Below are 20,343 nucleotides of genomic sequence, written 5' to 3'. Positions count from 1 at the left end.
AGGCGAAACACCCAGAAAACAAGAGTAGCTGGTGGTTTGCCTGGCAGCTAAAGAAACCTGACGAGATGAGAAAAGACGAAAACCGGCTGTATAAGTTCCGCTCCCTATCAGAGTTCCACCAGAAGTTTGGTTTACCGAAGCCTGAACACCCCCTGGTTAGCTTTATCCGGATGGAGGAGATGGAAATGCCGCCCGAAGCCTTACCCGACCACCTGGTGTTGGACTTCTACAAAATTGCCTATAAAGACACGGTTGGCAAAGCCAAATACGGACAGAGCTATTATGACTTCGGGGAAGGCGGTATGGTTTTCACTGCGCCAGGACAGTTATTTGAAAAACCGAAAAACAGCAAAACCAAGGGCTTTCTGTTGCTGGTGCACCCCGATTTTCTTCTATCGTATTCCCTGGCCAAGAAAATCAAGCAATTCGGTTTCTTTTCTTACGACACCCACGAGGCCCTGCATCTCTCTGAGAAGGAGAAAGAAACCATCTTCTCCGTTTTCAAAATATTGGATGAGGAACTGAACAGCAGAATAGACGATTTCAGCCAGGATGTGATTATCTCCCAGCTGGAGTTGTTACTCAATTACAGCAGCAGGTTTTACAAACGCCAATTTCTGACGCACAAAGCGGTGAGTGGTCCTTTGATCCAGCAATTTGATGATCTGTTAACGGCCTATTTCAGCCAGGAAGAAACCTTGCGGAAAGGCATCCCCTCGGTACAATATTTGGCGGAACAGTTGCATGTGTCGGCCAGCTATCTGAGTGACATGCTGCGTTCGTTGACCGGGCTAAACACCCAGCAGCACATCCACAGCAGAATCATTGAACAGGCCAAAGGAATATTATCCACCTCAGATCTTTCGGTAGCGGAAGTAGCGTACCAATTAGGCTTTGAGCATCCGCAATCCTTCAGCAGATTATTCAAGAGCAAGACCCATCTGACGCCTTTGGAGTTCAGGCAGTCATTCAATTGAAACGGAGCGGGGTAAAACCACTTCGGCTGACAAAGCAGGTAGCTTACGTTTCGGCACCTGGCAAATGGAGTCGCGGCTAGGTAAGCAAAGGCTCCAAAAATGGTCGCAACCTATCAGCTAAACCATTAGTAAAAAAACGAAGAAGGAGCAGCCAGGAACTGCTCCTTCTTTGTTTTGGGCCTGTTTCTGAGAAAACAGGCCCAAAACGCTGCCTCACATTTTCTTAGGCAGCAATGGGGTTTATACCTAATTGTCTTTTCAAGGGAACCTCAAGTCTTTAAGATCGTTACACCAACTTCATACTAACTTTTTAACGCAGCAGGTGCTCCAAGGAGAGTGGTTTATTGGACCATACTAACCTGGCAACGCTCGCTAACCTTACGTTTACCTACCTTTGTCTTCCAAAATTACAATAGGGCTTTCTGTCGCTCTTTGCAAGCAGGTAGCGCTAGCCTCCTTTTTTTACCTTCGTCTGATTTATAGTACGCTTACATGAACAATACCAACTCCTCCCCCCTCTTCAAATTAAGTCTGATTTCCCTCTTGCTGGGTGGCTTCAGCATTGGCATGACCGAGTTCCTGATGATGGGGATTCTACCCGATATGTCACGGGCGGTCAACATCTCCATCCCGGAGGCGGGTCACCTTATTTCCATTTACGCCTTAGGGGTGGTCATTGGCGCGCCCTTGATGGTAGGCCTCACGTCCAATATGCCACCTAAAAAAGTATTGATAGCCCTTATGCTCATGGTGAGCGTCTTCAACGGCTTGTTTGCCCTGATGAACAATTACCCCTTGTTGATGGCTACCAGGCTGCTGGCCGGTCTTCCGCACGGTGCATTCTTTGGCATTGGGGCGGTGGTCGCGAGCAAACTGGCTGAACCGGGCCGCGAGGCGCGGGCGGTCTCCGTGATGTTCGCGGGGCTGACGGTGGCCAATATCATTGGGGTGCCTCTGGGAACGTACATCGGCCATCACTACAGCTGGCGGTTTTCCTTTGCCTTGATTGCGGTGGTTGCCTTGGTAGCCGCGTTCTCCGTCAAAGTCTGGATGCCTTCGGTGAAATCAGAATCCGAGACCAGCTTCCTGAAAAGCCTCAACATCTTCAAGCACAAAGAGCTCTGGTTTATCATTGGCATCTCCACCATCGGCACCGGAGGTTTCTTTGCCTGGATCAGTTACATCGCACCCTTGATGACCGAGATCGCGGGCTTCAGCAGCAATTCCATGACCATTATCATGGTAGTGGCTGGCCTGGGCATGGTGGTGGGGAACATTGCGGGCGGTCGCCTGGCCGACCGGTTCTCTCCCCTAACCACTACTACCCTGTTGTTGGTGAGCATGGTAGCGGCGCTGCTGTTAATGGTCGCTTTGGTCCAATTTAAACCTACGGCCATCATGATGACGTTTCTCATTGGCGCGATTGGCTTCGGGATGATTGCTCCCATGCAGATGCTGATTGTCCAGCAGGCCAAAGGCGCTGAGATGCTGGCTTCCTCGCTGCTGCAGGCCACCTCTAACATGGGCAATGCTCTGGGTGCTTTCCTGGGAGGGCTGCCCATTGCCGCCGGTTTCGGGTATACGTCTCCGGAGTACGTGGGCGCGGCGCTGGCCTTTACTGGAGTGCTGTTCTGCGTACTCCTGATCGTGGCGTACCGGCAGAAAGCCAGAAATCTGGCCGTAGCGTAACCTCCCTCAAAGCTCCCGCAGAACGTCGGCATCCTGAAGGTAGACGAAGGCAGCTTCGTGAAAGGCCAGTGGAAAGTGCTGCGGCACCTGAACAGAGACCAGACGCACCAGGGCCACCACCTCCGCTTTCCGGTGGGCGAGTATCAGATTCAAAAGCTACAGCTCTACCGGTATGAATAAGGGCTGTTTTCGGGAAAAGAGGTCTAAAACGGGAAGGGCATTTAGTAGCTTGCCCCCCCAGGTATACTTCTGCAAACCGCTTTGCCGGAAGACTTCGGCAACGTAAATTGGAGGTTGACTATTCATTGTCTACCAAAAGGGTACTCCAGCGTGAGGGGAACTACTGTTAACTAATCTTGCTGCCCAGCCTTGGGAAAACGGATACCTAAAAACCAACTATCTTTCGTTTCAACACAGGTTTCCTTTTAATTTGCCAAACAGACCTAGCCATGCAGGAACATTCTAAACAAGTCATCCAACACTACATTGCAGCCTACAATGCGTTCGATGTGCAGGGCATGATCAGAGACTTACACCAGGACATCGTATTTGAAAACATCTCCAATGGGGTTGTCAACTTAAGAACCGAAGGGATAGAAGCATTCACGAGCCAGGCCGAAGCGGCGAAACAATACTTTTCCCAAAGGCAGCAGACCGTTGATTCCTGGAGCTTTCAGGAAAACAACATAACCGCAGCCATCACCTACGAAGCACGGGTAGCCACCGATCTGCCCAACGGCATGAAAGCCGGAGACACCGTGAAAATGACCGGCCAATCAGAATTCCGGTTGAAAGACGGCTTGATCATAGGAATCACGGATAAAAGCTAAGGTAGGTAGTCGCAAGTAGCTACTGCTTTCGTGTAGAATTGCGTTTATTGCCTGAAATTCCCAAACGGCCCTCTATCTGAAAGAGCAGCATGATCAAAAGAACTCTAACCCTCGTTGTAATCCTCGGGCAATTTCTGATTTCCTGCCATCACGGCACCACCAGAACCAGTACCCCAATGGGTACGGCAGCTTTAAAAGAAACTTCAGACGCGGCCCAAGACTCTATCATCTACCAAACAGAAAGCCTGATTCTTCACCGGCTCAGTGATAACGTGTATGTGCACACGTCCTTTTTACAGACCGAAAGCTTTGGCAAAGTCGGCTGCAACGGGATGCTGGTCATAAACGAAAACCAGGCGGTTATTTTTGACACTCCGGCCGACAAGGCAAGCGCAAGAACATTGCTAGAGGTGATCACTGAGAAAATGAAGTCTGAGGTGAAGGCAGTTGTCGCCACGCACTTCCATGCAGATTGCGTAGGAGGCCTGGACATGTTTCATGAACAGGGAATCCCCTCGTATGCGAACCAAAAAACCATTGAGTTTCTAATCGAAAAGAAAGACGGTTCTTCCATTCCACAAAACACTTTTGAGCAGCTACTGACGCTTACAGTAGGAAAGGAAAAGGTATATGCCGAGTTCTTAGGAGAAGGGCACACCAAAGACAATGTCATCGGGTATTTTCCGTACGAGAAGGCCTTATTTGGGGGTTGTCTGATCAAAGAGACCGGAGCAGGCAAAGGCAATTTAGAAGACGCGAATGTGGCCGCCTGGCCCGGAACAGTAGCCAACCTCAAACAGAAGTACCCAGATGCCAAGATCGTGATACCCGGACACGGCAAATGGGGTGGAGTAGAACTGCTGGAATACACCATACAACTGTTTCAATAAACCTATGACCCTCCAGGTTGCCGCACTTTGGGTCACAGAACTTACTTACGCTCTCTGGTAGCGAAAAAAGTGGCAGCGCTCCGCTTGCCTTTCAAGTACATACTGGCAAACGTTGCAGGAAAGCTCCCCAAAAGTTCATCAGAGGTTCTGCAAGGTCCTCCGTTGCTTTTCACAGGATTTCTCTAAAACAGGCGTAAAACGGCACGTGAGCTAAAGGTAGCCGCAGGGCAACGGCAACTTTCAACGTGCCCTGGCAGGAGAATCCAGGCACGTGGAAAGTTTCTCTCTAGCTGTAGATGGGTCCGCTACTTTCTTGTTAATGATCTTGTCAGTTCATGCACCATAAAGGTACATCTTACTTCCTGGCGTTTGCTGGCGTTTGCTTTGCCCTCTCGTTTGCACAAGTAACCGGAGGCTTCCATTCACCAACTGAAACTTCTTGGCTAGGACAATAGCAGGAAACTGCCCCGTCAGCTGCTCACCGCCACTGTCCGACTACGAACATTAAATAAATTATATATTTAATACTCAACTAGTTACCCACGCTCTCACCTATCTCCGGGAGGCCTAACCGTCATTTTAAGCAAAACCTTCAAAATAGACCAACCTTCAAACTAACCATTGATTTTCAATTAGTTATGCACTAAAATTCCATCTACAAGCTTTCCCTCTGAAAAAAATTAAGATATAATCTATTTAGAATGAACCATATAGCGCAAAAATGCACTATATTACTAATCAATAGAAAATTTTCTTTCCCACATTATATCCTTAAACTATTCTTTAAACCTTTTACCAACCACCATGAACAAACAAATCAGATCCACATTTATCAATTCATTGTTTGCAGTAGGGCTGCTAGGAGCATTTGGTTGTAGCGAAGAAGAAGTCCTTCCGGAAGACCTTAGACAGAACGCGATCAGCAATGCGACGTCAGCCACCTCTTCTGTCACTTTCCATTCAAACAAGTACATCATCGTGTCTTCTGGCGCCCAGTTGCCGGCAGACATCGCAGCGAAAGTAAACTCCTCCAATGGCAAGCTTACTGCTTTGCTCAATGAAGTTGGTCTAGCGACGGCAACCTCAGATGACCCTAACTTTGCGGCCAAGGCGGCTAAGATCAGTGGCGTTCGGTCAGTGGTCAATGACTTTTCCTACCAAGGGTTTGACCCGTTGAAAGACAAAGCAGTTGAAGCGGACAACGTTAACCCGGCAAGCACCGGCGACAGCAACCCTTACTTCCCGCTTCAGTGGGGACACACCGCCATTCAGGCACCGGAAGCATGGAACGAGGGAGCTCTGGGCCAGGGCGTAAGAGTAGCCGTATTGGATGGTGGTTTTGATTTGACGCACCCAGATCTTCAAGGCAACATTGTGGATGCCAGATCCTTCGTACCCACTGAACCTGCCCAATTCAACAGAGCTGGTGCCAGCCATGGCAGCCATACCGCCGGCACAATTGCCGCCGTAGATAACAACCTAGGCGTTATTGGTGTAGCCCCGGCCGCTAAATTGATTCTAGTGAAAGTATTAGCCGATGCCGGTTCAGGGTCTTTCTCCTGGATGATGCAGGGAATCCTGTACGCCACCCAACAAAAAGCTGATGTTATCAACATGAGCTTGGGAGCCGCTATCCCGCGCAACTCAAAGTACTTATATGACAATGGCACCCCAGAGAACCCGGCAGATGACTATGTGGTGAATGAAACCAAAGCCATTCAGGAGTTAATCGTGGCCATTAACCGCGTGACCACCTATGCCGCTCAGCAAGGAGTGACCATCATCACTTCTGCCGGTAACGATGCCAACAACGGAAACGCCGATCAGGATCTGGTACACATTCCGTCTGATGCCCCTAACGTGATCTCCATCTCCGCCACCGGGCCAACGGGCTGGGCCAACGCGCCACTCACCACCAATCTGGATGAGTTTGCCTCTTACTCTAACTTCGGTACGTCTGTCATTGACTTTGCTGCGCCAGGCGGAGACTTTGACTATCCTACAAATGAAATTGTTGTCTTTAGAGGCGTAAGACAATACACTTGGGCCCTTGACATGGTGCTGAGCACTTCGGCTAGAGGAGGTTATACCTGGATGGCCGGCACCAGCATGGCAGCACCACACGCTACGGGCGTGGCCGCTTTGATCATTGGCCGAAACGGCGGACAAATGGACCCCGCTAAAGTAGAAGCGGTTCTTCGCGCTTCTGCTGATGATCTGGGCAAACCAGGCCGTGACACGTATTACGGTCATGGCCGCGTGAACGCCTTACGTGCCATCAGAGCTGTTCAATAAGCAACCATCCTAGCACAAGCATAAAGAAGGGCAACTCGCTAGACAGAGTTGCCCTTCTTCTTTTTTAAGCCCTCCGGGTACCGCCTTTCTCAACGATACAGACGCAAGCATTTTGTTCCCATCTTTGCCGTTGCAGCGGGTAAGCCAGATTTCTGCTGTTTTCAGAAAAACAGGCTTAAAATAAAGGCTGCCCAGGATTTCTCCCGGGCAGCCTTTATTTTAAACTATTTCTTCGCTTTTAGAACTGGTCTATGAAAGTGTTCAATGTAGCGCTTGGGCGCATGGCTTCAGCGGCTTTGTTGAAGTCTGGGTGGAAGTATCCGCCCAGGTCCACAGGTTTGCCCTGGGCCGCGATTTGCTCCTCTACAATCTTGGTTTCGTTCTCGGTCAAGGCTTGGGCCAACGCGGAGAACTTGTTTTTCAGTTCTTCGTTCTTCGTTTGCTCCGCCAGCGCTTGCGCCCAGTACAGGGCCAGGTAGAAGTGGCTGCCGCGGTTGTCAATGCCGCCTACTTTACGTGATGGTGATTTGTCTTTCTCTAGGAACTCGGCGTTGGCCTGGTTCAAGGCCTCGGCCAGTACTTGGGCCTTCTCATTTTTGGTCTTGTAAGCCAAATCTTCCAGGGAAACAGCCAAGGCCAGGAACTCACCCAGGGAATCCCAACGCAGGTAGTTTTCCTCCATGAACTGCTGCACGTGCTTAGGCGCAGATCCGCCGGCACCGGTTTCAAACAGTCCGCCACCGTCTAACAACGGCACAATGGACAGCATCTTGGCGCTGGTACCCAACTCAATGATCGGGAACAAGTCGGTGAGGTAATCACGCAGTACGTTTCCGGTTACGGAAATGGTGTCCTGGCCGGCCACGGCGCGCTCGCAAGAGAATCGCATGGCTTCCACCGGAGACATGATTTTGATCTCCAGACCGTTGGTGTCATGGTCTTGCAGGTAACGCTCTACTTTTTTGATCAGGTTGGCATCATGTGCTCTTTGCGGATCTAACCAGAAAACGGCTGGGGCTCCGGTGATGCGGGCTCTGGTCACGGCCAGTTTCACCCAGTCCTGGATAGGCAGGTCTTTGGTCTGGCACATTCTCCAGATATCGCCTTCTTCTACCTTGTGCTCCATGAGGGCATTGCCAGAAGCATCTACTACGCGTACCGTGCCGGTGGTGGTGATCTGGAAAGTTTTATCGTGTGAACCGTACTCCTCGGCTTTCTGCGCCATCAACCCGATGTTAGGCACCGTGCCCATGGTTTTAGGATCAAAAGCGCCGTTCTGCTTGCAGAAATCGATGACCTCCTGGTAAATGCCCGCGTAGTTGCGGTCTGGGATCATGTATTTAGTGTCATGCAGTTTGCCATCGGCACCCCACATTTTACCGGAAGAGCGGATGGCTGCTGGCATTGACGCGTCAATGATCACGTCATTGGGGAAGTGCAGGTTGGTGATGCCTTTGTCTGAGTCTACCATGGCCAGGGCTGGTCCGTTCTGGTAAGCGGCCTTCAGATCAGCTTCTACAGCTGCGCGCTGGTCTTCTGGCAAGGCCTGGATTTTGCTGTACACATCGCCCAAGCCGTTGTCTGGGTTCACCCCTATTTGCTTGAAGAGCGCCGCGTGTTTCTCAAAAACGTCTTTAAAATACACGGTCACCGCGTGCCCGAACATGATAGGGTCAGAGACCTTCATCATGGTGGCTTTCAGGTGCAGGGAAAGCAGAATGCCGGACGCTTTGGCATCAGCGATCTCTTTCTCAAAGAACGCCCGTAGCGCCTTTTTGCTCATCACGGAGGCATCAATCACTTCACCGGCCTTCAGGGCCAGTTTGTCTTTGAGGGTAGTGGTGGTTCCGTCAGCGGCCACAAACTCGATTTTCACCGCACCGGCTTCCTCTACCACCACAGACTGCTCACTGCCGTAGAAATCGCCTTCGGTCATGTGGGCTACGTGCGAGGCGGAGTCGGCGCTCCAGGCACCCATGGAATGGGGGTTCTTCTTGGCGTATTGTTTTACCGCATCGGCTACGCGGCGGTCAGAGTTTCCTTCTCTCAGCACTGGGTTTACCGCGCTTCCCAACACTTTGCCGTAACGGGCTTTGATTTCTTTTTCAGCGTCAGTTTTCGCGTCAGCCGGATAATCCGGGATGTTGTACCCCTGCGCCTGCAATTCTTTGATGGCCGAGGTTAACTGCGGAATAGAAGCACTGATGTTTGGCAACTTGATGATGTTGGCTTCCGGTGTTTTGGCTAACTCTCCAAGCTCAGCTAAGTCATCGCTCTGCTTCTGCTCAGCGGTTAAGTTCTCTGGGAAGGTAGCCAGAATACGGCCGGCCAGGGAAATGTCTCTGGTTTCCACAGCAATATCAGCTGCCTTGGTAAAGGCCTTCACAATGGGGAGGAACGACTGGGTGGCCAGGGCCGGAGCCTCATCGGTGATGGTATAAATGATTTTCGCGGTTTTTGTCATCTTGTTCTTTATGTTAAAATAAAACTGTCAGAGCCCTTTGATGCTTCTAAACGACAACTGACCAATATCCCGCCAGATGGCAGCAGGTTCTCTTAGCAAATATAAGCGACTTTTTAATATAGGCTAGCCATGACACCACAGGACACGCCGCCTCCTTTTCTCTACGGGCATTGCGGCATCTGGATGTACCCGGGCAAAAACAAAGGAACGATTTCCGGGCCCAGGACGCAGAACCATAACACGCGATTTCCCAAGGCCATGTACCTTTCTTTCAAGGCCAGCGGCTTCACCTTTCACACCCAAAACATATCCCATTAGCTGACAAACACTTACAAAAAAGTTCTTCCCAACTAAGCTGAACGTAGATAAAGAGGAGGAGGTGCCTGCTCTGGCCTTGGTTTCTTTTTAATTATGGCTTGTCTTTCCTGCAAATCCCTCATGAATAGCATAACCCGGGGCTACGCTGCGGAAAGTAAACGAACATAAGGCAAACACCTCCTCTTACTGCCCCTGATAGTAAACAAAAAATATTTAAAAATAATTATTTAAATATTTTATATAATTATTAGTAACAAAGCTATGCTAATTGAATGCCTAAGACACATTAAACTATAATAATTTAAAGCTAATATATAACCAATACCTTTTCCAAACACTCTTCCCGCCGTTCCTTGTATTGCTATATATTTAAATTAATTATAAGTTTAAACCAAATATTGAATTAAATATTAGATATAACCAATACAGATACTATATAAATCTAACACAATCAACTTCCCTCAATTAGAACATAGAATAAATTAAATATTACCTTTTATGAAATCTTCTTTACAGTTCCTCTTGATGAGTATGGTAGCACTGCTACAGACGGCGGCGTATGGACAAAGAACTACGCTGTATCATGAAAACTTCTCCGGTACCGTCACTAACCTAACCTACAGTGGCGGGGAACGTGCCTGGCAAACCGCCAATACCCCCATGAATAGTGATTCTTACCCCAAAGCCTCCAAAACCGAACATCTCAAAACCGGGAAAGACGCGGGCACATACATTCTGGAATTAGGCGAATTCTCTACCGGCGGATATGAAGACGTTAGAGTAAGCTGGGGAGGAAAAAGCGTTGGCGAGGTGAAGATAAAACTGGAGTACAGCTACAACGGCGGCCTCTACGTACCGGTAGAAAATTGGTATGATGTGGGCACCGAATGGTCCCAGGTAAATGCCGAGCAGGAAATTCCATTACCCGCCTGTTTTAACAAAGGCAGGGTAAAACTCCGCTGGACCTACCGGTCAACTGGCTCCTCCACCGTCTACGCCATAGATGACATCACCATCACCGGAATACCTTACGGCGGACCCAAAATTCCGTCTCTCACGTCTACTTTCCAATGGAACTCCAGACCCGTAAGAGAGACCGAGAACCCGTTTACCGTGGTGAAGCACAAAAGCAGCAATTTCTATGAGCAAGACGGCGTCTTGATGCAGTGGGACAAAGAGCAGGTGGGCTCGGCCGCTATGTACACTCAGCAAACCACCTACAATTATCAGGGAGTTTCCTTCGCTATAGAGCAATCACTGGCCGGCAACACCACCAGCAACCACTACACCGTGAGCAAGCTTTATTTCACAAACAAATCTGTCAAAGGCCTTTCCTTCACCCTCTATGACATTGACCGAAGCGGCAACCAGTTCCTGGATATCTTAAAAATAATGGCTTTCAGAAACGGCGAGGCAACCCCCATCTTCCCGCAGAAGAACCTGGTGCAGACAACCTCCAACAACGAATTTGCGGTGGAAGGCTCTAACGTTCTGATCAGAAGTAAATCACAGTCCAACGGGGGCGCCAACATTGACAACTCCTCTTCTGAAGCGGACGTCACCGTCACGTTTCAGGAAGCAGTAGACCGGGTTGAAATCTACTACTACAACGGCGCCAACTACGGTTCAAAAGCGAGCCACCAGGGCTTTGCAGTATCGGATCTTTCATGGCGGCACATAGACCTCCCTACCCCGCCGGTAGATTTCGGTACCCAGAGCGGGCCGGGCGACCAGACCGGTCCTGGACCAAATCCGCTCCCCATCACCTTGCTCTCCTTTGAGGTAAAGAAGATCGCCGAAGGCGCGAAACTTTCCTGGGCCACTGCCGCAGAGAAAGACAACGACCGTTTTGTGGTGGAGCGCAGCCAGGACGGAAAAATCTTCAAAGCCATTGGCGAAGTCAAAGGCGCAGGTACCAGCCTGGCCTTGCAGAAGTACTCTTTCGTGGACCCTTCGCCCCAGGCAGGAGTAAATTATTACCGCCTGACGCAGCTTGACTACAACGGCAAATCCGAGACGCATAAAACCATCTACCTGGCCATCAAACCTGGTCCTGCAACCGCACTTGCCCTCACCACCTACCCTAACCCCGCCACCGAGGAACTGACCATTAAACCGTCAACTAGCTCTAGCGAAGACCAGACTTTCCATATCCTGAACTCGGCGGGAGGCCTGGTGAAAACCGTGGTGCTGCCTAAAAACGAAACCTCGGTGCAACTCTCGGTGCGCGACTTCGCTTCGGGGCTGTATTTGGTAAAGTCAGAGAAATCGGTTAGCAAGTTCTACAAGAGATAACCAGAACGGCTTCTTCAGCAGATCACCTTGCTTAAAACTTCAAAAGGATGCTCCCTCACCGGACATCCTTTTGAAGTTTTAAGCCGATTTCTCTTCAGTGGATTGAAACTGAAACCAGGAGGAAAGTCCTCCGGAAAAGGAGCGGAGCAGCGGAGGAAGATGGCGATGACCTGCAAAAGCGCGGGGCCTCCTCCAGCGGCGGACACCCGTATACAGCGCATGAAGAAGTTAAGAACTGTAGCCAGCCTATCTTTCCTGCTTTTGATGGGGTGCCACTCCAACTCCACCCAGCAAGATTCTCCTGTTGAGGGTGAAAGCCCGAGGACGGTTTCCCCGCGTAAGGAAACGCGTCAGCAAACCCGAGTACTGGCAAAGGATACGCTCAACGTCTTGCAGGAGGAAGTGATCCGGAAAACGGCGCGCGGAGGAGAGGCTGATTTTGCCTCGTTTTTCAGAAAATGGGCCCAAAGCATTCAGAGGGAAAATCCCCGGGAGTTCAACGGGTACATAGATCCTACGCGCGGCTTGTATCTCATAGAAGCACCCGGCGCCGTTCCCCACTTCACCCATGTCACGGACATCAGCACTTTCCGCCGGATGGGTGCCCAACCGGGTATGTTTTTCACCATTCGGGAGACATTTCAGGAGTGCCGGCTGGAGGAAGTGCAGGTGCTGCCCACCCTCACCTGCGGAGGCGAGAACAACAACTTCAGCCGGGAGGGCTGTTTTGTGGCCGAGGCCACGGCCTTCAGGAAAAGCGATGCTTACCAATACGCCGGTTTGCCGCCGGATGAACAAAAGAAGATCGCCCAGACCCAACTCCTGGTCAGCAGGACGGTGTTGCACACCGGCAGCGGTTTTAAATTCCATTTCGGGCAGATCAAGGGGCAGTGGCGGGTGCTGTTCATCGACCTGACGGTGCCGTGCAGCGCCTGAGAAAAGCTTGGCAAGCATCTCCGGCCCCATATATCCGTAAGAGCAAGACGCGCCTCCGTTTTCGGCCTGTTTTCCGGAAAACACCCCGAAAACGGAAAGACGCATTCGACTCATAACTCAAGACTCAGCACTACTCTCTATGGCCTGGCCCTCTCACCTTCCCCCACCAGATCCGCAGTTGGTCAAAACCCTAACCGAGCAGCAAGAAAACCTGCGGCGGCAAGTTCTCCTGCAGAAACCGGACTTTGAGCTGAAACTGCTGGCCGGCTGCGACTCTTCCTTTATCGGGGAGAACATTCTGTCGGTGTTTGTGGTGTTGACGTACCCGGAGCTGGAGTTGGTGGAAAGCGTATGGCATTACGGGCCGGTGGAGCTGCCGTATATTCCGGGGTTTCTGGCGTTCCGGGAGGCGCCTAACCTGGTGCAGGCCTACGCCAAACTGGAACACACGCCTGATTTGATCATGGTAGACGGCCACGGCATTGCGCATCCGCGCCGTTTGGGCATTGCCAGTCAGTTGGGCGTGCTTTTGAACAAACCCACCATGGGCGTGGCCAAGAAAGTACTCACGGGCAAATTTGAAGAACCCGCTCCCGCGAAAGGAAGTCTTACGCCGCTCACCCACCGGGGCGAGCACATTGGGAACGTGATCCGGACCAAGGACAAGGTGAAACCGGTTTTTGTATCGCCAGGCCACCTGATGGACCTGGACACCGCCACCCGCATCGCGCTGGAAACGTCGCTGAAGCACAAACTGCCGGAGCCCACCCGCCTGGCTGATCATTACGCCGAGGTCTACAAGGCCGAAGTACGGTAGCCGTTTACGGGCCATTTTTCAGAAAACCTCAGCGAACCCAGTTTGCTGAGGTTTTTACTTTTCAGGTGCATAAAACTGAATAGTATTGTACATATTGCATATACTATACCACAGGCGGTTACGCACCTGGCAAGATAGACCAAAGACACAAGCAGCGGCACGCCATGAACACCTTGTATTTACTTTTACTTCTGGGCATAGTGGTCATTGACATTCTGCTCTTCACCTCCATCGCCCAGCTCTTGCGCGCGCCCTCAGACACGTCAGTGGCGTTGGGGGCGGGAGCCTTCGTGCTGTTAGCGGCTGTTAATTATTTCCTCATCCGATATCTCTTCTCTAAAATCAAAAACCAATGAACCGCAGAGTTATTACCGGTATTGTGAGCATGCTGTTGATCATCGTGTTCGGAATTACGCTCACCCAGTCCTGCACCCGTGTAGATGCCGGCCATGAAGGCGTGCTGGTGAAACTGTACGGCACCGGCAAAGGCGTGCAGGATGTCTCGCTGGTGACGGGCCGGGTCTGGTTCAATCCCTTCACCGAGGAGGTCTATGAGTTCCCCACCTTCATCCAGACGTATGACTATGACCCGTTCACGGTCAACGCCCGCGACGGATCGGTGTTCACGGTAGACCCCACTATCTCGTTCTATGTGAAATCGGGCGCTTCGCCCATGATTTTCAAAAAGTACCGCAAAAACATCCAGGAGATTACGCAGACCACGCTGCTCAACTACGTGAAAGACGCCTTCCGGATCAGGCTGAACCAGTACAGCACCGAGGAGATCATCTCCAAACGCCAGCAGTTTGAGACCGAGGTCCAGAACACCCTGGACGGCGCGCTGCAGAAAGACGGGTTCAAGCTGGAGCAGATGACCAGCGGCCTCACCTACCCCGAGGAGATTGTGCGGGCCGTGAACCTGAAGAACCGCGCGGTGCAGCAGGCCATGCAGGTGGAGAACGAGTTGAAGGTGGCCGAGGCGCAGGCCCGCAAGAAAATTGTGGAAGCCCAGGCCGAGGCCGAGGCCAACCGCCTGCGCCAGCAAACCCTCACCCCGCTCCTCATCCAGCAGCAGTTCATTGAGAAATGGAACGGCTCTACCCCGCTGTACGGCAACTCGCCGGTGTTCTTCAAAAGCCTGGAATAGGCGCGGTCGCGCCAGTTCTGAGTTCCGAGTCATGAGTCATGAGTCTTGAGTTCGGGTTTTCGGCTTCTTTTCTGAAAACAAGTTGAAAACCCGAGGTTCTTGGAGTTCTGAGCCCAGGCGTTTTGAGGCCTGTTTTGTGAAAACTGCCCTGAAATCACTAATCCCGATTGTTGCTCATAGAACAGCCACTTAACCCAAAGCCCCGGTCTTACGTCCTTTAGCGTAGCCCGGGGCTTTTGCGTTGGGCCTTTCAGACCGAAAACACTATGGAAACAATCAAAACCTTCTCCGCCGACACTGAGGAAGAACTTTGGCACCAGGTGGCCCATGACATGGCTCGCCAGAAAGAACTGATGGAATACTCGGCCCTGCTCACGCTGGCCGGACAGCCCATTTACTTCGACATTGACATAGACTTGGGCGGCGGCTTTGAGAGCGGCTTCTCCAACACCAGCTTCCTGGCACCGGTGCAGCACTCCACCGCTTTCAAGTTTGCCCTGCACGAACAAGGCTTCATTGATGAGGTGGGAAAAATCTTCGGGATGGAAGACATTGAGCTGGGCTATCCAGACCTGGACGATGCCTTCATCATCAAGACAAATCAACCCGAAACGCTCAAAAACCTCCTGGTTGATCCGGCTATCCACGCCATTCTCCTCAAACACAAGAACTGCGAGATCAAGCTGCACGAAGAAGCGGACGAAATCGGCCCGGAAATGGTGCTTACCTTCAGCAAAGACGAAGCCATCCTAGACATCTCAGAACTGCGCGAGATCTATGGCCTGCTGTTTTCCCTGCTGCAGAGATTGGCGCAACTGGCGTAGACACTCGCAGGAGCTGCGCGCACTACGAGGTCTTTGGAGTAAGGCGGTAATAGATTAGAAACAGGATGAGCCATGCAGCAAACGGTTCCTTTAGAAGCTGGAAAGTTCTACCACGTTTACACGCGGGGAAATAACAAGGAGACTGTCTTTGTGGAGGAAAGGAATTATGAATATTTCCTTCAGCTCTACTTAAAATATATCACGCCCTTTGCCGATACTTTTGCCTATTGTTTGCTCCGGAATCACTTCCACTTTTTAATCAGGGTAAAGGAGGTTGCTACCATCCAGACCTCACAGGTTTTGAAAACCTGTGAGGTCTTGCCTGCTCACATGTCAAAGCAGTTTTCCAACTTATTGAATGCGTACACTAAAGCCATTAATAGTGCTTATGGCCGCACCGGCAGTTTGTTTCAGGAAAGGTTTGGCAGAATTGAAGTAACATCACCTGGCTATTTCACCCGGCTCATTTACTACATTCATTTTAATCCGCAGAAGCACGGCTTTGTGGAAGACTTTCGAGATTGGCCCCATTCTTCTTATCATAGTTTTACTTCTTTGAATAAACGAACAAACCTAAAAAGAGAGGAAGTATTAGAATGGTTTGGAGGAGTGAAATGGTATCAGGATTTTCATTAGATGAATAGCCATAACTTCGGCAGCATTCAAGACATACTTGGAGAAGAATAGCTCAAACCACACAAGTCTTGAAGACCAGCAAGGTTTTCACAGGCACATCCAGTCATTCTGTCTTATTATGTTAACTTAAACCGAGCCTATTTCTGCCACTTTTTCCGAAAAAGAGCTTTAAAACGCCCAGGCACCTCCTTTGCTAGTAGCATCGTAGAAAACACAGAAACTACGGAAAGACGATATAGAGCTATGAACTTTAACAATTATACCATCAAAAGCCAGGAGGCCGTGCAGAAGGCAACCGAGATTGCCGGCGGCAACCAGCAGCAGGCCATCGAGACGGGGCACTTGCTGAAGGGAATCCTGCAGACCGACGAGAACGTAACTGGTTTCTACCTGAAGAAGCTAGGCGTGAACGTGAACCAATTCAACACCCGCCTGGACGAGATTGTGAACGCTTACCCCAAAGTGAGCGGCGGCAGTCCGTACCTGGCCAACGAAGCCGCTGCGGCTTTACAGAAAGCCAACTCTTACTTAAAAGAGTTCGGGGATGAGTACGTGGCCATTGAGCACTTATTGCTGGGCTTGCTGGGCGGCCGGGACAAAACTGCTACGCTCCTAAAAGACAGCGGCATCACGGAGAAAGGCCTGAAAGCGGCCATCAAAGAACTCCGCGGTGATTCTAAAGTAACCGACCAGAACGCCGAGGCGAAATACAATTCCCTTAAACGTTATGCCATTGACCTGAACGAACAGGCTCGCTTAGGCAAAATCGATCCGGTAATTGGCCGTGACGAAGAAATCCGCCGCGTGTTGCAGATTCTGAGCCGTCGTACCAAGAACAACCCCATTCTGCTGGGTGAGCCGGGAGTGGGTAAAACCGCCATTGTGGAAGGCCTGGCCCAACGCATTGTGTCTGGTGACGTGCCGGAGAACCTGAAATCAAAAACCATCATGAGCCTGGACATGGGTCTTTTGGTAGCCGGTGCTAAATACAAAGGTGAATTTGAGGAGCGCCTGAAAGCGGTCATTAAAGAAGTGGTGGACTCTGAAGGCGAAATTGTGCTCTTCATTGACGAGATCCATACTTTGATTGGAGCCGGTGCCGGGGGCGAGAGCGCCATGGACGCTGCTAACCTCTTGAAACCAGCTTTGGCCCGCGGGGAATTACATGCCATTGGTGCTACCACTTTGAAAGAGTACCAAAAGTACTTTGAGAAAGACAAGGCCATGGAACGTCGGTTCCAGGCAGTGACCGTAGACGAACCCAGCATTCCGGATGCGATTTCCATCCTGCGCGGTATTAAAGAGAAATACGAGCTGCACCACGGCGTGCGCATCAAGGACGATGCCATCATTGCTTCGGTGGAACTCTCCAGCCGTTACATCTCTGACCGTTTCCTGCCGGACAAGGCCATCGACTTGATTGACGAGGCCGCCTCTAAACTCCGCATCGAGATTGACTCTCTGCCCGTGGAGCTGGATGAAGTGCAGCGCAAAATCATGCAATTAGAGATTGAGCGCGAAGCCATCCGCCGTGAGAACGACAAAGAGAAAGAGAACCTGCTTTCTAAAGAAATCGCTGATTTGAGCGAAACCCGTGACGCCCTGCGCGCCAAGTGGCAGAGCGAGAAACAGGTGATTGAAGGCATCCAGAAACAGAAAGAAGCCATTGAGCAGTATCGTCTGGAGGCGGAGCAAGCCGAGCGTGCCGGTGATTACGGCCGCGTAGCCGAGCTGCGCTACGGAAAAATCCAGGAAGCCGAGGCCAAGCTGAAAGAACTGCAGGAGCAGGTGAAACAGCAGCAAGACGGCGACCACATGTTGCAGGAGGAAGTTACTTCTGAAGACATCGCGGAGGTAGTGGCCAAGTGGACCGGCGTGCCCGTGAACAAAATGCTGCAAAGCGACCGCGAGAAACTGCTGCATCTGGAAGAAGAACTAGGCCGCCGCGTAGCTGGTCAGGAAGAAGCCATCGCCGCCATCTCTGATGCCGTGCGCCGCAGCCGGGCCGGGTTGCAGGACCCTAAACGCCCTATCGGTTCGTTTATCTTCCTAGGCACCACCGGGGTGGGTAAAACCGAACTTGCCAAAGCCTTGGCCGACTTCCTGTTCAACGACGAGAACGCCATGGTGCGCATCGACATGAGTGAGTACCAGGAGCGCCACGCCGTGAGCCGTCTGGTGGGAGCACCTCCAGGATACGTGGGCTACGATGAAGGCGGTCAGTTGACCGAAGCGGTGCGCCGGAAGCCGTACTCCGTGATCTTGCTGGACGAGATTGAGAAAGCGCACCCAGACGTGTTCAACATCTTGCTGCAAGTGCTGGATGATGGCCGTCTGACGGACAACAAAGGCCGCGTGGCGAACTTCAAGAACACCATCATCATCATGACGTCTAACATTGGCGCGCACATCATTCAGGAGAACTTCCAGCATCTGGATGAACTGAACCCAGAGCCAACCATTGACCGGACGCGTGACGAAGTGTTTGAAGTGCTGAAGAAAACCCTTCGGCCTGAGTTCCTGAACCGGATTGATGAGCTGATCATGTTCCGTCCGTTGAGCTCCCGTGAGATCCGAAAGATTGTGGATATCCAGTTCCGTCACATCCAGGAACGCCTGGAAGACACCGGCATCCGTCTGGAAGCCACGAACGAAGTGCTGGACTTCCTGGGCCACGAAGGCTACGATCCGCAGTTCGGGGCTCGTCCGTTGAAGCGTGTGCTGCAACGCCGTATTCTGAACGAGCTGTCCAAAGCCATCCTGGGTGGTGACATCCGGAAAGATGCCGTGGTGGAAGCGGTGCTGGACGGAGATCAGATCAAGTTCGTGAACATTGACATTGATCTGCCAGTGGAAAGATAAACCGTTGTTTTAAGTTGAGTGAGGGTGCCGGAGAAATCTCCGGCGCCCTTTTTTATTTACTATCCACTAGTTGTTTCGGGCATGTTTTCCAGAAAACGGCCCAAAAACGAGAATATCCGCTGGCACGAGCATCCCGCTCGTATCCGCACGCATTCAATAAAGTGCTTCGCTTTTCTGAGATTCGGCATTTTAACTATTCCCATATTTCCAAACCCGCTTTGTCATCTTGTAAAGATCTGGTGGGCGAACTAGAATGGCTTTGAAGAAACGACTTTTCCGTTTGATTACACGATCAAAATAGAGAGAATGTAATTCTTTCTGGAATGCGTGCGGACACGAGCGGGACGCTCGCGCCAGCGAGGGCCTTTTTTTCCCGCTACAGCTGTTTCGGGCATGTTTTTAGAAAATGGCCTGAAAAGAGAATATCCCACCGGGAAGCGTGGTATCTGGAAGGCATTTTCCTGGAGCAGGCATCAGCCGAAGCAAAGGGAACCGTTCTTACTGCGGCAGCAGCAAAGCATGAGCAATTGGGCAATACATCCAGATTGTCCTGTTACTCTCTTCCCAAGGCGTGCTGCCGTTTTGGGCCTGGTTTCTGTAAATCGGCCTAAAAGTGGGAATCGTCTTACCTTCGTCGCTGCTCTTGGGGCCAGAAGCGGCTTCCCCTTGTGAAACTCATTCGTTTTTCTAATTTTGCCTGTCTTACACCCATTTAAACCAGCAAAACCACGTGTCTTCTGTCTTTTTCACCTACCTTCAATTAGGCTTTCACCACATCTTCAACCTGCAGGCGTATGATCATATGGTGTTTGTGCTGGCGATGTGCGCCGTGTACTCGGGTAGTGAGTGGCGCCGTATTCTGGCGTTGGTGACCAGTTTCACCGTGGGACACTCCATCACGCTGGCTCTCTCTACCCTGAACCTGTTAAAGTTCAATACAGCACTCATTGAATTGCTGATCCCTGTCACCATTCTGCTCACGTGTTTGTACAATTTCACCCAACTGGAAACCGTGAAACGCCGGGGCGGGGCCATCTGGTCTTGGAACAACCTGTTCGCGGCCTTCTTCGGGCTGGTGCACGGCATGGGATTCTCCAACTACCTCAAATCTTTGCTGGGTCCGGGGCAAAACATTGTCGTAGAACTGCTGGCCTTTAACGTGGGCATTGAACTGGGGCAATTGTTGATTGTTTTACTCGTACTTTTGCTTAACTTTCTTTTGACCAGAGCCTTGCCGATCAAGAAGCGCGACTGGGCTCTGGGCATCAGCAGCGCTGCCGGTGCTATCGCCCTCATGCTCATCCTGAACCAGGATTTTTCAGCCATTTTCTGAAGAAGAGCCCTAAAACGGCCGCTCGGTCAC

At 51.2% G+C, this 20,343-nt stretch carries 16 protein-coding genes; 15 read left to right on the top strand and 1 reads right to left on the bottom strand.

The window, feature by feature from the left end; all coding sequences use genetic code 11:
• The first annotated feature begins 65 nt into the window (after positions 1 to 65).
• From H7U12_RS06080 to H7U12_RS06055, 6 genes are all read left to right on the top strand, one after another.
• Entirely contained in the window at positions 66 to 977 is a 912-nt protein-coding gene (locus H7U12_RS06080) for a helix-turn-helix domain-containing protein (RefSeq protein WP_186634523.1), read from the top strand.
• A 492-nt stretch (positions 978 to 1,469) separates the two neighbouring features.
• Complete coding sequence (locus H7U12_RS06075; RefSeq protein WP_186634520.1) at positions 1,470 to 2,666, top strand: MFS transporter; 1,197 nt, start codon at positions 1,470 to 1,472, stop codon at positions 2,664 to 2,666.
• 57 nt (positions 2,667 to 2,723) lie between these two features.
• The gene (locus H7U12_RS22970) at positions 2,724 to 2,846 is read left to right on the top strand and encodes a hypothetical protein (protein ID WP_206683886.1); all 123 of its coding nucleotides are present in this window, start codon (positions 2,724 to 2,726) and stop codon (positions 2,844 to 2,846) included.
• Between the two features lie 269 nt (positions 2,847 to 3,115).
• Positions 3,116 to 3,496 carry a nuclear transport factor 2 family protein gene (locus H7U12_RS06065; RefSeq protein ID WP_186634518.1) on the top strand — a complete coding sequence of 127 codons (381 nt, stop codon included), beginning with the start codon at positions 3,116 to 3,118 and terminating at the stop codon, positions 3,494 to 3,496.
• Positions 3,497 to 3,585: 89 nt separating this feature from the next.
• Complete coding sequence (gene bla, locus H7U12_RS06060) at positions 3,586 to 4,386, top strand: subclass B1 metallo-beta-lactamase (protein WP_186634516.1); 801 nt, start codon at positions 3,586 to 3,588, stop codon at positions 4,384 to 4,386.
• An 804-nt stretch (positions 4,387 to 5,190) separates the two neighbouring features.
• Positions 5,191 to 6,681, top strand: coding sequence for a S8 family peptidase (locus tag H7U12_RS06055; RefSeq protein WP_186634514.1), 1,491 nt, complete (start codon positions 5,191 to 5,193; stop codon positions 6,679 to 6,681).
• Positions 6,682 to 6,919: 238 nt separating this feature from the next.
• Here the strand turns inward: H7U12_RS06055 and H7U12_RS06050 are convergent, their stop codons facing one another.
• On the bottom strand, positions 6,920 to 9,145 hold the full coding sequence (locus H7U12_RS06050; RefSeq protein WP_186634512.1) for an NADP-dependent isocitrate dehydrogenase: 2,226 nt from the start codon (positions 9,143 to 9,145) through the stop codon (positions 6,920 to 6,922).
• Between the two features lie 816 nt (positions 9,146 to 9,961).
• On the opposite strand from H7U12_RS06050, the gene H7U12_RS06045 reads away from it, so the two are divergent.
• From H7U12_RS06045 to H7U12_RS06005, 9 genes are all read left to right on the top strand, one after another.
• Entirely contained in the window at positions 9,962 to 11,758 is a 1,797-nt protein-coding gene (locus tag H7U12_RS06045; protein ID WP_206683885.1) for a T9SS type A sorting domain-containing protein, read from the top strand.
• Between the two features lie 219 nt (positions 11,759 to 11,977).
• Entirely contained in the window at positions 11,978 to 12,694 is a 717-nt protein-coding gene (locus H7U12_RS06040; RefSeq protein WP_186634508.1) for a hypothetical protein, read from the top strand.
• A gap of 139 nt (positions 12,695 to 12,833) precedes the next feature.
• The gene (nfi, locus tag H7U12_RS06035) at positions 12,834 to 13,511 is read left to right on the top strand and encodes a deoxyribonuclease V (RefSeq protein WP_186634503.1); all 678 of its coding nucleotides are present in this window, start codon (positions 12,834 to 12,836) and stop codon (positions 13,509 to 13,511) included.
• Positions 13,512 to 13,675: 164 nt separating this feature from the next.
• Positions 13,676 to 13,867, top strand: coding sequence for a hypothetical protein (locus H7U12_RS06030; RefSeq protein ID WP_186634500.1), 192 nt, complete (start codon positions 13,676 to 13,678; stop codon positions 13,865 to 13,867).
• Positions 13,864 to 14,658, top strand: a complete 795-nt coding sequence (locus H7U12_RS06025) for a prohibitin family protein (protein WP_186634497.1) — start codon at positions 13,864 to 13,866, stop codon at positions 14,656 to 14,658. Before H7U12_RS06030 ends, H7U12_RS06025 begins: the two co-directional genes overlap by 4 nt.
• Positions 14,659 to 14,924: 266 nt before the next feature.
• Positions 14,925 to 15,482, top strand: coding sequence for a hypothetical protein (locus H7U12_RS06020; protein ID WP_186634494.1), 558 nt, complete (start codon positions 14,925 to 14,927; stop codon positions 15,480 to 15,482).
• Positions 15,483 to 15,554: 72 nt separating this feature from the next.
• A complete protein-coding gene (locus H7U12_RS06015) occupies positions 15,555 to 16,118 on the top strand; it encodes a hypothetical protein (RefSeq protein ID WP_186634491.1) in 564 nt (187 codons plus the stop codon).
• A gap of 243 nt (positions 16,119 to 16,361) precedes the next feature.
• Positions 16,362 to 18,980, top strand: coding sequence for an ATP-dependent chaperone ClpB (gene clpB / locus H7U12_RS06010; RefSeq protein WP_186634488.1), 2,619 nt, complete (start codon positions 16,362 to 16,364; stop codon positions 18,978 to 18,980).
• A 730-nt stretch (positions 18,981 to 19,710) separates the two neighbouring features.
• Positions 19,711 to 20,313, top strand: coding sequence for a HupE/UreJ family protein (locus tag H7U12_RS06005; protein WP_186634485.1), 603 nt, complete (start codon positions 19,711 to 19,713; stop codon positions 20,311 to 20,313).
• The last annotated feature ends 30 nt before the right edge of the window (positions 20,314 to 20,343 follow it).

The organism is Rufibacter sediminis, assembly GCF_014269285.1.
In the GTDB taxonomy this organism is placed as follows: domain Bacteria; phylum Bacteroidota; class Bacteroidia; order Cytophagales; family Hymenobacteraceae; genus Nibribacter; species Nibribacter sediminis.
This window is presented reverse-complemented; position numbering and strand designations above follow the sequence as displayed.